The sequence below is a fragment of the Streptomyces colwelliae genome (assembly GCF_048158785.1).
In the GTDB taxonomy this organism is placed as follows: Bacteria; Actinomycetota; Actinomycetes; order Streptomycetales; family Streptomycetaceae; genus Streptomyces.
Genome location: NZ_JBLTJC010000090.1, coordinates 19,973 through 32,884 on the forward strand (window position 1 = coordinate 19,973; position 12,912 = coordinate 32,884).

General features: G+C 69.2%; 19 protein-coding genes and 1 pseudogene. 13 read left to right on the forward strand and 7 right to left on the reverse strand.

From position 1 onward, the window contains the following. Nucleotides 1–9: 9 nt before the first annotated feature. The 7 genes from ACNFOC_RS20330 (at nt 10) to ACNFOC_RS20360 (ending at nt 5,709) form a co-directional block, all read left to right on the forward strand. Complete coding sequence (locus ACNFOC_RS20330) at nt 10–1,602, forward strand: molybdopterin-dependent oxidoreductase (protein ID WP_416960505.1); 1,593 nt, start codon at nt 10–12, stop codon at nt 1,600–1,602. 83 nt (nt 1,603–1,685) lie between these two features. Beyond that, the gene (locus ACNFOC_RS20335) at nt 1,686–2,336 is read left to right on the forward strand and encodes a fasciclin domain-containing protein (protein ID WP_416960506.1); all 651 of its coding nucleotides are present in this window, start codon (nt 1,686–1,688) and stop codon (nt 2,334–2,336) included. Nucleotides 2,337–2,509: 173 nt separating this feature from the next. Beyond that, on the forward strand, nt 2,510–3,001 hold the full coding sequence (locus tag ACNFOC_RS20340; RefSeq protein ID WP_416960507.1) for an Asp23/Gls24 family envelope stress response protein: 492 nt from the start codon (nt 2,510–2,512) through the stop codon (nt 2,999–3,001). A 63-nt stretch (nt 3,002–3,064) separates the two neighbouring features. Further along, nucleotides 3,065–3,250 carry a hypothetical protein gene (locus ACNFOC_RS20345; RefSeq protein ID WP_406124052.1) on the forward strand — a complete coding sequence of 62 codons (186 nt, stop codon included), beginning with the start codon at nt 3,065–3,067 and terminating at the stop codon, nt 3,248–3,250. Next, nucleotides 3,247–4,239: a DUF6286 domain-containing Asp23/Gls24 family envelope stress response protein gene (locus ACNFOC_RS20350; protein ID WP_416960508.1), complete on the forward strand. Its 993-nt coding sequence runs from the start codon at nt 3,247–3,249 to the stop codon at nt 4,237–4,239. Before ACNFOC_RS20345 ends, ACNFOC_RS20350 begins: the two co-directional genes overlap by 4 nt. Next, nucleotides 4,236–4,829 (forward strand): hypothetical protein, encoded by a 594-nt coding sequence (locus tag ACNFOC_RS20355; protein ID WP_416960509.1) that lies wholly within the window; start codon nt 4,236–4,238, stop codon nt 4,827–4,829. The genes ACNFOC_RS20350 and ACNFOC_RS20355 overlap by 4 nt, the downstream gene beginning before the upstream one ends. Continuing rightward, entirely contained in the window at nt 4,819–5,709 is an 891-nt protein-coding gene (locus ACNFOC_RS20360; RefSeq protein ID WP_416960510.1) for a YihY/virulence factor BrkB family protein, read from the forward strand. The genes ACNFOC_RS20355 and ACNFOC_RS20360 overlap by 11 nt, the downstream gene beginning before the upstream one ends. A 1-nt stretch (nt 5,710) precedes the next feature. Here ACNFOC_RS20360 and ACNFOC_RS20365 read toward each other — a convergent pair whose 3' ends face one another. Genes ACNFOC_RS20365 through ACNFOC_RS20375 form a run of 3 tightly spaced genes read right to left on the reverse strand, consistent with a single transcriptional unit; the run spans nt 5,711 to nt 6,992 of the window. Continuing rightward, complete coding sequence (locus ACNFOC_RS20365) at nt 5,711–5,920, reverse strand: DUF397 domain-containing protein (protein WP_416960511.1); 210 nt, start codon at nt 5,918–5,920, stop codon at nt 5,711–5,713. Between the two features lie 35 nt (nt 5,921–5,955). Continuing rightward, on the reverse strand, nt 5,956–6,165 hold the full coding sequence (locus ACNFOC_RS20370; protein ID WP_416960512.1) for a DUF397 domain-containing protein: 210 nt from the start codon (nt 6,163–6,165) through the stop codon (nt 5,956–5,958). Then, nucleotides 6,162–6,992, reverse strand: coding sequence for a helix-turn-helix domain-containing protein (locus tag ACNFOC_RS20375; protein ID WP_416960523.1), 831 nt, complete (start codon nt 6,990–6,992; stop codon nt 6,162–6,164). The genes ACNFOC_RS20370 and ACNFOC_RS20375 overlap by 4 nt, the downstream gene beginning before the upstream one ends. Nucleotides 6,993–7,096: 104 nt before the next feature. On the opposite strand from ACNFOC_RS20375, the gene ACNFOC_RS20380 reads away from it, so the two are divergent. The 6 genes from ACNFOC_RS20380 (at nt 7,097) to ACNFOC_RS20405 (ending at nt 10,514) form a co-directional block, all read left to right on the forward strand. Further along, nucleotides 7,097–7,333: a hypothetical protein gene (locus tag ACNFOC_RS20380; protein ID WP_416960513.1), complete on the forward strand. Its 237-nt coding sequence runs from the start codon at nt 7,097–7,099 to the stop codon at nt 7,331–7,333. Then, entirely contained in the window at nt 7,330–7,599 is a 270-nt protein-coding gene (locus ACNFOC_RS20385) for a DUF7848 domain-containing protein (RefSeq protein WP_416960514.1), read from the forward strand. Before ACNFOC_RS20380 ends, ACNFOC_RS20385 begins: the two co-directional genes overlap by 4 nt. A gap of 66 nt (nt 7,600–7,665) precedes the next feature. Next, nucleotides 7,666–7,899: a hypothetical protein gene (locus tag ACNFOC_RS20390; protein ID WP_416960515.1), complete on the forward strand. Its 234-nt coding sequence runs from the start codon at nt 7,666–7,668 to the stop codon at nt 7,897–7,899. A gap of 1 nt (nt 7,900) precedes the next feature. Then, on the forward strand, nt 7,901–8,845 hold the full coding sequence (gene tgmB / locus ACNFOC_RS20395) for an ATP-grasp ribosomal peptide maturase (RefSeq protein ID WP_416960516.1): 945 nt from the start codon (nt 7,901–7,903) through the stop codon (nt 8,843–8,845). Then, on the forward strand, nt 8,845–10,002 hold the full coding sequence (locus ACNFOC_RS20400; RefSeq protein WP_416960517.1) for a methyltransferase domain-containing protein: 1,158 nt from the start codon (nt 8,845–8,847) through the stop codon (nt 10,000–10,002). Before tgmB ends, ACNFOC_RS20400 begins: the two co-directional genes overlap by 1 nt. 212 nt (nt 10,003–10,214) lie before the next feature. Next, nucleotides 10,215–10,514, forward strand: coding sequence for a DUF6087 family protein (locus ACNFOC_RS20405; RefSeq protein WP_416960518.1), 300 nt, complete (start codon nt 10,215–10,217; stop codon nt 10,512–10,514). A gap of 142 nt (nt 10,515–10,656) precedes the next feature. Here the strand turns inward: ACNFOC_RS20405 and ACNFOC_RS20410 are convergent. From ACNFOC_RS20410 to ACNFOC_RS20425, 4 genes and pseudogenes are all read right to left on the reverse strand, one after another. After that, nucleotides 10,657–10,860: pseudogene (locus ACNFOC_RS20410) on the reverse strand (transposase family protein); the annotation flags it as partial. Nucleotides 10,861–11,020: 160 nt separating this feature from the next. Beyond that, nucleotides 11,021–11,284, reverse strand: coding sequence for a hypothetical protein (locus tag ACNFOC_RS20415; protein ID WP_416960519.1), 264 nt, complete (start codon nt 11,282–11,284; stop codon nt 11,021–11,023). 33 nt (nt 11,285–11,317) lie between these two features. Beyond that, nucleotides 11,318–11,737 (reverse strand): hypothetical protein, encoded by a 420-nt coding sequence (locus ACNFOC_RS20420; RefSeq protein ID WP_416960520.1) that lies wholly within the window; start codon nt 11,735–11,737, stop codon nt 11,318–11,320. Between the two features lie 12 nt (nt 11,738–11,749). Beyond that, the gene (locus ACNFOC_RS20425) at nt 11,750–12,325 is read right to left on the reverse strand and encodes a hypothetical protein (protein WP_416960521.1); all 576 of its coding nucleotides are present in this window, start codon (nt 12,323–12,325) and stop codon (nt 11,750–11,752) included. Between the last annotated feature and the right edge of the window lie 587 nt (nt 12,326–12,912).

Consider the following 12,912-nt stretch of genomic DNA (forward strand, 5'->3'; position numbering starts at 1 on the left):
ATTCCCCCCGTGACCAAGCCCGAGACCGCGCCCGAGAAGAAACCCACCAAAGCACTGCTGCCGCTCGCCGCGCTCAGCGGCGCGCTGGCGGGTTTCGCCGCGCTCGCGGTCGCCGAGGCCGTGGCGGGCGGGACCCGTCCGCAGGCCGGGCCGGTCGTCGCGGTCGGGGGCGCGGCGATCGACCGTACGCCCGCCGCCGTGAAGGACTGGGCGATCCGCCATTTCGGCACCGACGACAAACTCTTTCTCCAGCTGGGAATTCTCGCGGTACTGGCGCTTTTCGCGCTGGCCCTGGGAATTCTCGCGCTGCGATTCCGGCGTACGGGAGCGGCCGGCGTGCTGCTGTTCGGAGTCGTCGGCGCCCTCGCGGCGACCGGCCGCCCGGACTCCACCGGGATCACCGACGCACTGCCCTCCGTGGTCGGCGCCGTAGTCGGGGCCGTGGTGCTGTATGTGCTCGTGGGTCGTCTCCGGCCCCGGCCCCGGGTCCACACCTCCCCGTCCGCTGCGGGATGGGACCGGCGCGGTTTCGTGATCGCGGCGAGTGCCGCCGCGGTCGGCTCCGCCGGTGCCGGGCTCCTCGGCCGTTCGCTGAGCGGTGCCGACGGCCGGGACGCGGTCGCCTCCCGCCGGAACCTGGTGCTGCCGGTACCGGGTTCCCGGGCCCGTGCCGTACCGAAGGGCGCCCAACCGCGCGTCCCCGGCGTCAGCCCTTTCCTCACCGCCAACGCCGACTTCTACCGCGTCGACACCGCCCTGGTGGTGCCCAAGGTGGACGCGACGACCTGGCGGCTGCGCATCCACGGGCATGGCGTACGACGCCCGCTCACCCTCACCTTCGACGACCTGCTCCGGCGCGAACTGGTCGAGCGCGACATCACGCTCACCTGTGTGTCGAACGAGGTCGGCGGCCCGTACGTCGGCAACGCGCGCTGGATCGGCGTACAACTGGCCGATCTGCTCGCCGAGTTGGGGGTCAAGCCGCCCTCCGAGGGCGGCCCGGCCGACCAGTTGGTGGCGCGTTCCGTGGACGGCATGACGATCGGCAGCCCGGTCGAGGACGTGATGGACGGCCGCGACGCCCTCCTCGCCCTCGGCATGAACGGCGAACCGCTGCCCTTCGCGCACGGCTTCCCCGTCCGCATGGTCGTGCCCGGCCTGTACGGCTTCGTCTCGGCCTGCAAATGGATCAAGGACATCGAGCTGACGACGTTCGCCGCCTACGACCCCTACTGGGTCAAGCGCGGCTGGGCCCGCCGGGCGCCGATCAAGACCGGGTCGCGGATCGACACCCCGAAGCCGTTCGCCCGGCCGAAGTCCGGGACGGTGATGGTGGCCGGGGTCGCCTGGGCCCAGCACCGCGGCATCGACCGGGTCGAGATCCGCGTCGACGACGGCCCCTGGCAGGAAGCCCGGCTGGCCGCCGAGGACACCCGCGACACCTGGCGCCAGTGGTCCTTCCCCTGGCAGGCCACCAAGGGCGGCCACACCCTCACCGTCCGCGCCACCGACCGCACCGGCGCGGTGCAGACCGACAGACGGACCAGGACCATTCCGGACGGCGCGAGCGGATGGCACTCCGTGGTCGTGACCGTCGGCTGACCTCACAAGCGACCCCACAAGCCACTTTTCCCCTTCCCCGTATCACCGCAGCTCAGGCTGCACCGACCCTCAGGAGAAACACCATGAGTACCCGTATCCGCCGTACCGCGGTCGTCCTCGCCGCCGCGGCCGTGCTGCCGTTTGCCCTGAGCGCCTGCTCCGACAGCGGAAGCGACTCCGCGAAGTCCGACGCCTCCACCAAGGCGTCCGCCACCGCCACCGACAACAGCATGAGCGGCTCCGACGCCGGCACGGCCGACCAGCCCTTCGGCACCGGTTGCGCGGCCGTCCCGAAGAGCGGCTCCGGTTCCTTCGACGGCATGGCCCAGGACCCGGTGGCCACCGCCGCGTCCAACAACCCGGCGCTGTCCACGCTCGTGGCGGCGGTGAAGAAGGCGGGCCTCGTCGACACCCTCAACAACGCCCAGAACATCACCGTGTTCGCGCCGACCAACGACGCCTTCGCGAAGATCCCGAAGGCCACCCTGGACAAGGTCCTGAACGACAAGGCCCAGCTGACCAAGATCCTCACCTACCACGTGGTGGGGCAGAAGCTGACGCCCGCGAACCTGGAGAACGGCTCCTTCGACACCCTGGAGAAGTCGAAGCTCACCACCGCCGGTTCCGGTCAGTCGTACACCGTCAACGACTCCGCGAAGGTGGTCTGCGGCAACGTCAAGACGGCCAACGCCAACGTCTACATCATCGACACGGTGCTGATGCCCACCAGCTGACGTCGGCTTGATGCCGGTCGGCTGACGCCTTGAAGGATTTCCCGTGCCCGCCCCGTCACAGACGCGGCGGGCACGGGTCTGAAGAAGTGAGAGCACATCGGCCACGAGGCAGCGAACCAGTCAGCCCACGAGGCAGCGCACGAGACAGCCCACGAGACAGAAAGAGGTATGCCATGACCACGCAGACCGCACCGGTCGCCACCCAGGTCCGACCCACCAAGGACCCGGCCACCACCGACGTCTCCGGCGGAGCCACCGGCGCCGGTCAGCCCGCCGCCGACCGCGGTCGTACGTCGATCGCCGATGTCGTCGTCGTGAAGGTGGCCGGTATCGCCGCCCGGGAGATCCCCGGCGTGCACGACATGGGCGGCGGCCTCTCGCGCAGCATCGGCGCCGTGCGTGACCGCGTGCCCGGTGGCCGGCCCAACGTGGGGCGCGGGGTGAAGGTCGAGGTGGGCGAGCGGCAGACGGCGATCGATCTGGACCTGGTCGTCGAGTACGGGGTGTCCGTGATGGACGTCGCCCAGGACGTACGGGAGAACGTCATCTCCGCCGTGGAGCGCATCACCGGCCTCGAGGTCGTCGAGGTGAACGTCACCATCAACGACGTCCACCTGCCCGACGACGACGAGCCCGCGCACACCGGCGAGGCCCGCGTGGAGTAGAGCGGCCGGTCGAGGGCACGGGCAGGAGGGGTGGATCCGGTGGAGAGGTGGAGGTGGACGGGCATGAGCACACCGTTCGTCGGGATGATCGCGGGCATGGCCCTGGCGTTCGCCGGCTGGTTCGGCGGGTTCGGTGCCTTCCTGCTGGTGGCGGCACTCGGCGGCCTGGGCTGGGCGGTGGGCCGGTGGTTCGACCGCGGCGGCACCGTCCAGGACGTACGGGACGCGTTCGAACGGAGCCGTCGATGACCACCGCAGCACCCGCATCCGTACCCGCACCCTCCTCACAGCGGGGTACCACCACCGTCTCGGAGCGCGCCGTCCGCAGAATCGCCGAGCGGGCGACCGCCGAGGCGCTGCCCGGCCGTACGGCCCAAGCAGCGGCGACCGTACGGGGCCGGAAGGCGGAGGTGTCCCTGGGCGTGACGCTCCCCTACCCGTCCTCACTGGCCGACGGAGTACGGGACGTCCAGCGCCATGTGGTGGACCGCACCCGGGAGTTGACGGGCCTGGACCTACCGACCGCGCGCGTCAACGTCACCTCGCTGGCGCCCCCGAGGTACTCCCGCGCTCCGGTGTCCCCGCCCGAGGAGACCAACTCCCCCAGCACACCCAGTCGTTGGTGGTCCGGGCGCCGGATCCCGACCGCCCTGCTGACCTCGTCGGCGGCCCTGGCCTGCGGTGCGCTCGCCCTCGATCTGATCCAGGTGCACACCGCCCACCGCGCGGCGGCGGCCTGGCGCGTCTCGGCGGTGCACTGGCTGTCCGGACACGGCCCCGGAGACCCGGCCGTCGTGATCGCGGGCGGCCTGACGGCCCTGCTGGGCGTCTGGATGATCGTGCTCGCCGTCACTCCGGGTCTACGGCACCGTTCCACCGTCCGTACGACGGCCGGACGCGTCGACGCCGCCGTGGACCGCTCGGCGGTACGGTCCCTGGTCCGTGACGCGGTGGGCGACGTGCCCGGCATCACGGCGGTACGGGTCCGGGTACGCCGCCGACGGATCACCGTGCGGGCGCGACTCGCCTTCGGCGACCGGGCCGAGGCGTCCGCCGCGGTGACGGCAGCCGCCAATGCCGCCGTATCCTCCTGTCGGCTGCGCCGCGAACCTCGGGTACGGATCACGGTCACCCCGGAGCCGGTATGGCAACCACCGACAGCACCCGACGTACCTTCCGCACCCTCCGTACCCTCCGTACCCACAACCCCCCTTGCCGCCAAGGAAGTTGACCAGTGATCCGCACCGCCCACACGGCCGTCAACCGAACCGCCCTCGGTGCGGGCGGACTTGTCCTCCTCCTCACGGGTTCCTGGCTCGCCACCACGGACCGGACCGTCGCACGCCAGTTGCCGACCTGGTGGCCCAACTCCGGTACGGGGGCTGTGCTGTTGGAGCCGGGAAGGCTGGCGCAATTGCGGAGCGAGGGCTGGTGGACGCCCACGGTCATGACCGCGTCGATCGGGCTGACGGTGCTGTTCGCGTTCTGGGCTCTCGGGCAGCTGCGTTCGGGTTCGGGGCGTCGTATGGCGCTGCCCTCCCCCGGCTGCACGGTACGACCGCGGGCGCTGGCCGAGGCGTTGACGGCGCGGGCGACGGCCGTACCCGGAGTCGCACGTGGGCACGCCCGGGTACTGCCCCGACGCGGGCGCCGCCTGGAGATGGAGCTGCGGGTGTGGCTGGCCCCGGACACGTCCCCGGACGCCGTACTCCCCGCCCTGCGCGCGGTGACGGCGGAAGCGGAGGGCGCGGCTGCCCCGTACACGACCCACACCCGACTCCGGCTGAGCGCCGCCGCCACCCCGCACCGGGCGCCCCATGTCCGCTGAGTCGTACGTCGGCCGGATCCGCCGGATCCGCCGGATCGCTGGTTTCCGGCCACCGGCGGCCTGGTGGCCGGCGCTGCGCCGCACGCCGGTGTCGTTGTGGAACGACGACATCTCGGACTACGCGGCGGCGCTGACGTACTACGCGATCCTCTCGGTACTTCCCGCCATGCTGGCCACGGTCATCGCGTTCGGGATGATCAGCCCGGAGACGGCCGAGGAGTTCGTCACCCACGTCACGGCGTACGCCCCCGCCGGCTCCGGTACGGAACTGCACGCGGCCCTGACCCACGTCCTGCGCACGGACCGCACGGCATGGCCCCTGCTGGTGGCGGGCAGCGTCAGCGCGCTGTGGTCGTCGACGAGTTATCTCGCCGTGTTCCGCCGCGCCCTGCACCGTATGCACGGCACCCAGGACCACCGTTCACCCTGGCGCAAGGCCCCGCGCATCGTACTGACCGCGCTGGCGCTGCTGGGCCTGCTCCTCGTCGGCTCGCTGACCCTGCTGCTGACCGGCCCGCTCGCGGAGGCCGTCGGCCGGATGGCGGGTGTGGACGAGACCGCCGCCTGGGCGTGGGACCTGCTGCGCTGGCCGGTCCTGCTGTGCCTGGTCGCGCTCCTGGTCGTGGTCGTCTTCCACACCGGCCCGGCGGGGGCGCGTAGACGCGGGCACAGCTTGCCCGGCGGCGTCCTCGCCTCCGCCCTGTGGCTGATCGTCTCGGCCGGCTTCTCGACGTACGCGACGACGCTGGGCGCCTACAGCAGGCTGTACGGCTCGCTCTCGGGCAGCGTCGTCTTCCTCATCTGGCTGTGGCTGTCCAACCTCGCACTGCTCAGCGGGGCGCAGTTCGCGGCGGAGCTGGCGAAGACCCGCGAGGCGTGACTCAGACGGTGTCGAACGTGCCCGCCTTGACGCCCGCTATGAAGGAAGTGAAGACACCGGCCGGGAAACCAAGGACCGGACCACTCGGGTTCTTGGAGTCACGGACGGGAACGATGCCGCGCGGGGCGACGAGGTTTGCGGCGGCCTCAACACAGTTACCGCCGTTGTTGCTGTACGAGGACGTGAACCAGCGGGGGGTCTCGGTCGTCACGGGGTGCCCTTTCGTGCCTGTTCGATCAGCGTGACTCAGACGGTGTCGAACGTGCCCGCCTTGACGCCCGCTATGAAGGAAGTGAAGACACCGGCCGGGAAACCAAGCACCGGACCACCCGGGTTCTTGGAGTCACGGACGGGAACGATGCCGCGCGGGGCGACGAAGTTGGCGGCGACCTCGATGCACTGGCCGCCATTGCCACTGTAGGAGGACGTGAACCAACGGGGGGTCTCGGTCGTCACGGGGTGCCCTTTCGCAGCTGGTTGATCAAGGCCACAGACGCCGCTTGCGACAGCGCTTCAGCCTGTAGCTGATGGTAGGCCGCCAATATGGGCAGCACGAAAGCACTTTCGCGTTCGAGATGGCCCCGGTGCGTGGACTCGGCGTAGGACATGAGCGAGCGGTCCGGCATCGTGAGCATGGTGACGGGCAGGCTGAACGGTCGCCGAGCACCCATGGAGAACGGCGCGACCTGCAACACGGTGTTCGGCAACTCGGCGAATCCGAGCAAGCGTTGGAATTGGGCATCCATGACAGCGGGGCTCCCCATCGGTCTGCGGATGCACCCTTCGTCGAGCACCACGAAGAGCAGGGGCGACGGTGACCGGACAAGTGCGCCTTGCCGCTTCGCCAACAACTCGACCCGTTCGTCGGCTTGCTCGGGCGTGATCGCTTCCCGCCGCACCGCGTCCGCCTCCAACGCCGCCCCGTATTCGGGCGTCTGGAGGAGACCGGGGATGACTCCCACCTCGTACAGCCGGATCTCCGCCGCCCGTGCCTCGTGCGCGACGTACTCCGGAAACCCTTCGAGCAGCGCCGTGTAGCGCACGGACCGGCTCAGGCGTTCGAACTTGTCGCCGGTGCCGAACACCCTGTCAACACTTATCGCGAAACGTCGAGTTGGTGGGCGCCGACCAGTTTCCACGGCGGAAATATGCGACCCGGTGCATCCGACGCGGACAGCCAGCTCGTCCTGCGTCCAACCCCGCTCATCCCGCGACGTGCGCAGTTGTAGCCCAAACGCCGCGCTCGGCGATTTCTCGGCGTCCAGTTCTTTCCGGTTCAACAGTCGCCGCCTAACTAACCAAACAACTCACGCAAGTTGATGACTTCTCAACTCTAGGTCACCCTGAGCCGCATCGGTAGTGGAACGACTACGGAGAGCAGCGACCCATGTCTGGAGAGACGGAACCCCCTCAGCTCCCCGCCCCCGGCACACTCTTGGTGGATTCACGCGACCGGGTCGGCGAGTTTCGCGGTGAGTGGTGCGGGCTGTGGTCCCTTCGGCCGGTCGCGGGCGGTACCGAGTGGACCGTGAACCCCGAGGACGTGCAGCCGGCGGACCCCCAACAGCGATTGCGCGCCGAGACCGCCCGCGCCAACGCCCGTAGCCGGGGTGAGGTGCTGTGACCGTCCCGATCCGCCGCACGTTCCGCTTCGTCGACTGGACGCTACGGCCCGACCACGACCCCGATGCCCCACCGCCGACGTACGCGTTCCGCTGCCTCGCCCTCAACGCCGACGACACGGAGTGCGCCGCGCGCTCGTCCCCGAGCAACGACCCGACAGAACCCCAGACTTGGGCCTTCGCCCACCTGCGCGAGCACCCCGGGCACACCAGTTACGCCGAGGTGATCGAACGGCCGTGGGTGATGTGGGAGGGACGTCCGGCGTGACCGTTCGTGGAGACGAACCTTCCACCCCGGTAAGGCACGGCAAGAACCGACAACATGGAGGATCAAATGAGCACCACAACCGCTACGGCTCTCCCCTTGGGGGTCCGGCACCTGGTGTCGCCGGCTCCTACGAACGATGAAGCGCCCGTCATCACCTACAGCGACGCGCTTCAGATGAACGTCTCGGCCGAGGGCAACCCGTGGCACGCGATCACGGCGGAGATGCCGGAGACGCAGACGGAGACCAGCAACGGTGACGGTTCGTCGCCGGGCTCCGACAGCGGAACCGACCTGTACTGACATGCGCCCCATCCTCATCCTCACGGGCCGGAACGACCTGACGGCCGATGCTGTGGTTGAGGAGTTGGTGAAACGCGGTGAGTACGTCGTCAGGTACGACACGGCCGACTTTCCCACTGCGTCCCGTCTGGCCGTCTCCCTCACCGGGGACGGCTGGACGGGCACTCTCACCGGCTCCCGCGCTGTCCCCCTCGAATCCGTCAAGTCGGTGTGGTGGCGACGTCCGAACGAGTTCAGAACCCCCGATGACTGGCCGGGACATGCCCAAGCGCTTGCTGTCTCAGAAGCCCGGTCCGGCCTGCTCGGCGTGCTCGGCTCGCTGCCCGTCCGCTGGATCAATCACCCCTCTCGGGACGCTGCCGCGAACTACAAGCCCGTTCAACTCGCCGTTGCTGCCCGCTCCGGGCTCGACGTGCCCCGCTCCGTGATCACGTCGGACCCCGAACACGCCCGTACGTTCGTGGGGGACGACACGGTTGTCTACAAGGGGCTCGGCGGGGGCGTGCTCGGCCCTGGAGGGAAGCGGCAGTTCCTCCCCGTGGCGCTCGTCTCCGCGGGCGACATGGACGACGGGGTGACAGGTACCGCGCACCTGTTCCAAGAGCGCGTGGACAAGGCGTACGAGGTGCGGCTCACCGTCATCGGTGACCGCATGTTCCCCGTGGCCATCCACGCAGGCAGCGAAGCCGCACAACTCGACTGGCGAACCGACTACCAGTCGCTTACCTACGAACCCGTCGGCATGCCCCCGGAAGTGGAGCAGGGGGTTCGTCGGCTCATGGACGAACTCCGCCTGTTCTTCGGCGCGTTGGACTTTGCCGTCACACCGGACGGACGTTGGGTGTTCTTCGAGGTGAACCCCAACGGTCAATGGCACTGGCTCGCTGTCAAAGCCGGTGTCCCGCTCGTTGAAGCCATGGCCGACGCTCTGCAAGGAGAGACCTGATGCCCGTAGCGTCCACGTGGACCGAAGCCGCCAAAGCGCTTGCCGACAAGGTGACCGGCGATACCCCCGCATGGCACGACGCGGTGAGCAACACCCCCCGTCACCTCCTGGTGCCGCGCTGGTGGCGTCGCATCCCCAACAGCCCTACGCAGGAATGGGAGTTGGTACACCTCCCCGAGGGCTCTCCGGAACGGCTGCACGCCGCCTACACCGACGAAACGCTGGTGACGCGCGTCGGCCCCCTGCACGCCGACCGGGCACAACCCGACGAACGGGCATCGGGCGATCCGACGTCGTCATCCACTCTGCCGGGGCTCATCGTCTCCATGGCGGACCAGCTCGGAGCCAAGCCAGGGCACCAGGTGTTGGACATAGGTACAGGGTCGGGCTACTCCGCGGCGCTCTTCGGGCGACGGCTCGGAGACGAGAACGTGACGAGCGTGGACGTGGACCCGTACCTGGTGGATGCGGCCCGTACGCGACTCGCCGAGTTCGGGCGTGCGCCGCGTATGGAAGCCATCGATGCGACAGGGGAGCTACCGGGCTCCGAGTACGACCGCATCATGGCGACGGTCTCGGTTCGGCCCGTCCCCCCGTCATGGCTTCGCGCGCTCCGTCCCGGTGGCCGGCTGGTCACGACCATTGCGCACACCGCGCTGTTGATCACGGCGGACATGGGAACGGACGGCATCGCGCGGGGTAGCGTCCAGCCCGACCCCGCAACTTTCATGGAAACCCGGCAGGAAGCCGACTACCCGCCGAAGCTGAACGACGTGTTCGTGTCCGCCCGAGTTCGTGAGGGCGAGGACGTACGACCCCCGGACGGGCCGATTCCCGATCTGTGGCAGGAATGGCCGCTTCGCTGGCTGTACGAGCTGGAGACGCCCGGCGTAGAAACCCGCGCGGCTACGTATCCGGAGGATGGCCGCCGCGTGGTGTGGCTGCTCGCCGGTGACGGGTCATGGGCGCGCGCCGAGGACGGTACAGCGCCGCTGGTCCACCAGGGCGGCCCCCGCCGACTCTGGGACGACCTGGAGCGGGTCCGGCGCAAGTGGGAGGAGCACAACCGGTTCTCCCTGCACTCGCTTCGGGCGGAACTCAGTTCTGAGGGCAGTTCTCTGCTCTCGCCGGACGGTTCGTGGACCTTCGCTGTCTGACCGGCACCGGACATAGACCGCCCCGTCTGTCCGCTGTCCCCCGTGGCAGACCGGCGGGGTTTCCTCATTCCTGGGCTGCCGAGTTCGCAGCGCGCGGCATTGACTACGACTACCGCTATCCCGGTGATCACTTCGCACAGTTGGGGCTGTCGGCATGACCTCCGAGGAACTGTCAAGGTTCGAGGACGATCGCGGCCTGAGAGCATCGAGGCATGGGCAAGCACAGCCGACCCGGACCGTCGAACCAGCCGTCGCGCGCCGTCCCTCGCGTGGACGCCGCCAACCCCTTCGCCGCGTACGACAAGCGGCGCCGTCCACCGATGGACATCTACCGACGCCACCGGCCGGCGCACGGCGGCGCCGGTCACCTCCGGCCCGACGAGCCGCGTGTCCTGGAGGAGTGGAGCGGGTTCGCGTACGAGCCGGTCGGCACCGCTCCCGGCCTCGCGGCAGCCCGGCAATGGGTGAACGCACTTCAGATCGGCGACGGCCTTCAGCGTGATGTCCCGTAGCGAAAGGCATCCCGGTCCGCGCCCGGTGCGATGGCTCATCGGGAGCTGTGCAGGCTGAAGTTGCTGGTCACAAGGTTGGTGTGCGTGGGCATCGGGATGCTCGTGCTGGTCGCCGGCAGGTGACTTCGGTGAAGATCGTCGGTCATCGGGCGACTTCGCGGTTTGTGAGGACCAGCAGGGCCCGGACCAGGGCGATCGCCCAGGCGGGGTCGGTGCGTACCTTGCCGAGGACGCGCCAGTTCTTGAGACGGGCGAAGCCGTGCTCAACCGGCGCCCGGACGGCCGCCAGTGCCGTGGTGGACAGCTTCTGGCCTCGTGTCAGGAGCCGGTTGCGGGCGGCCTTGTAATCGCAGCGCCCCGGAATCGGACCGGGTCGGCGACGCAGCAGCCGTGGCGCAGGGACGCCTTGCCCCTCCCGCCAAGATCCTTAACAGCAGCCCGAGCCCGAATACGCCAGCGGGGCTCCCCGCCCACAGGAACGGGAAGTCCCACCCTGCCTGCGCTGGTCAACCGGCCATGGCCGCCACGACTAGCGCAACAGCCGCACCGCACAGCAGCACCACAAGCGGCCATGCCAGCCGGCCGCGCCCGGTACGCCTGCGCCACAGCACCAGCCACAGCGCACACGCCGCCACGAACACGACCGTCACACCGCTCAGCTCGCCGTCCCGCCACGCCACCCGCACGGCGCCAGGGTCAGCACCCCATACAAGGAGCGCAACGAGGACACCCACGGTCAGCGCACACACCGCTTCCAGCAGCCTGCTCATACGGTGCCCTTCTTCTCCGGCGTCTCCGTCAGGTCAGTGCGCGGGCGGAACGGACGGCTCGACCTCGACGGTCTCCGTCTTGCGGCCTTCTGCGTCCGTGCTGGTGGACCGCTTCTCCCCGGCCCGGGGACCGGCCACGGGCGCCTGGGGCGCACCGGACTGCGCGATCTTGACGCGCGTCTTGACCATGAGGGGCTTGCCGTTTGCGTCCTCGACCACCTTGCCGTCCGCCCCGATCAGCGGCAGCTCTTCGGGCATCTTGGACTCGTCCACCGTGCCGTCGGCGTTGACCCACTCCGGAGTGGGCGGCGCCGGCGGCACCGCGGCCTTCTCGGCCTGCCCGCTGTCGGCGGAGGGGGGCGCCTCATCGGCGGAGGCGTTCACCGCCAGGGCACCCAGCAGCAGCACCCCGGCCACCGCTCCACCAGCGAGGGATACACGGGTCTTCTTCATGCGTGGCATCTCCTACGGCTCGATGAAGTGCTGTCCGGACCAGATGGGAACGTTGCCCCCGTACCAGGTGCCGCCGTAGTAGACGGTGGACCCGGCCTTGGTGCCGTAGTAGCCACCCCCGCAGGGAGGGTAGACCCCGAAGTCGTAGGTGAGTTCCATCCTGGAGGTCTCGGTGGAGTTGGCGTAGCCGCTCCAGGTGCCGTCGGGGTTCTGAGTGCCCATGAGCTGCCGGCACACGCCCCATTGGGTGCCGTCCCAGTACAAGTACTGCCATCCGGTCTTGAGGTTGCCCGGGGGACGGTTCCAGACCAGGATGCACGACTGGGCGAGGGGGATGCCGGAGGAGGACAGCCCGTAGGACTTGGCGTAGCCTCCTCTGCTGCCGTGGGAGACCTCCGCGTAGGTGTACAGGCACTTGGAGGAATCGGTGTTGGCCCATACCTCGTCGGACTGGTACACGACGTGCGCCTGGGCGGCGGTGGCGGTGGTGAACACCAGTAGCAGGGATGCGCCGAAGGCGATCAGGGCGCCGAGCGGCCGGGTTAATCGGCGTCTTGCCCGTGAAGCGGGGTGTTGGGTGGGTTTCACAGGGATCCTCTCATCTTGTTCGTGCACGGCTGATGCGGGCCGCTGGTGCGGGCCCGCATACGTGTCTGACCTTATGACATGTCCACGTCCAATTTTCCTGTTTGTTTGATTTTGGAGATGCGCAAGGGGAAAGCGAGCGTGCTGGGCAGTCGGCGCGCAGTGCCAGCTTCATGTCCGCCAGGTAGGGGTGAGTGAGGGCGGCGTCGCGGATGAGTTGGAGAAGGAAGCGCGGAACATGGCTTCGCCGTTGCGGATGGTGAAAGCGGGGCCGTGGTCGGGTCCGTTCAGTGGACCCATCGAGGCGACTCCAACGGGCCCCGGTTCGCAGATAATTCGGGAAGATCAGGCGTCCTGAGAGTTGGTGTGCGTGGGCATCGGGATGCTCGTGCTGGTCGCCGACAGGGCCCGACCCGCCCGACGATCTACGCCATAGTCATCCGCCTGCGACCGGCACGAGTACCCCACTCGCAATCCACACCAGACCCGTGACCTGCGACTTCACGATGCACACCGCTCATCGGGAACACCGCTCACAGCACCGGAACCTCCCCCACCCCATAACCCCCCGCAGGCAACGGCTCCGGCAC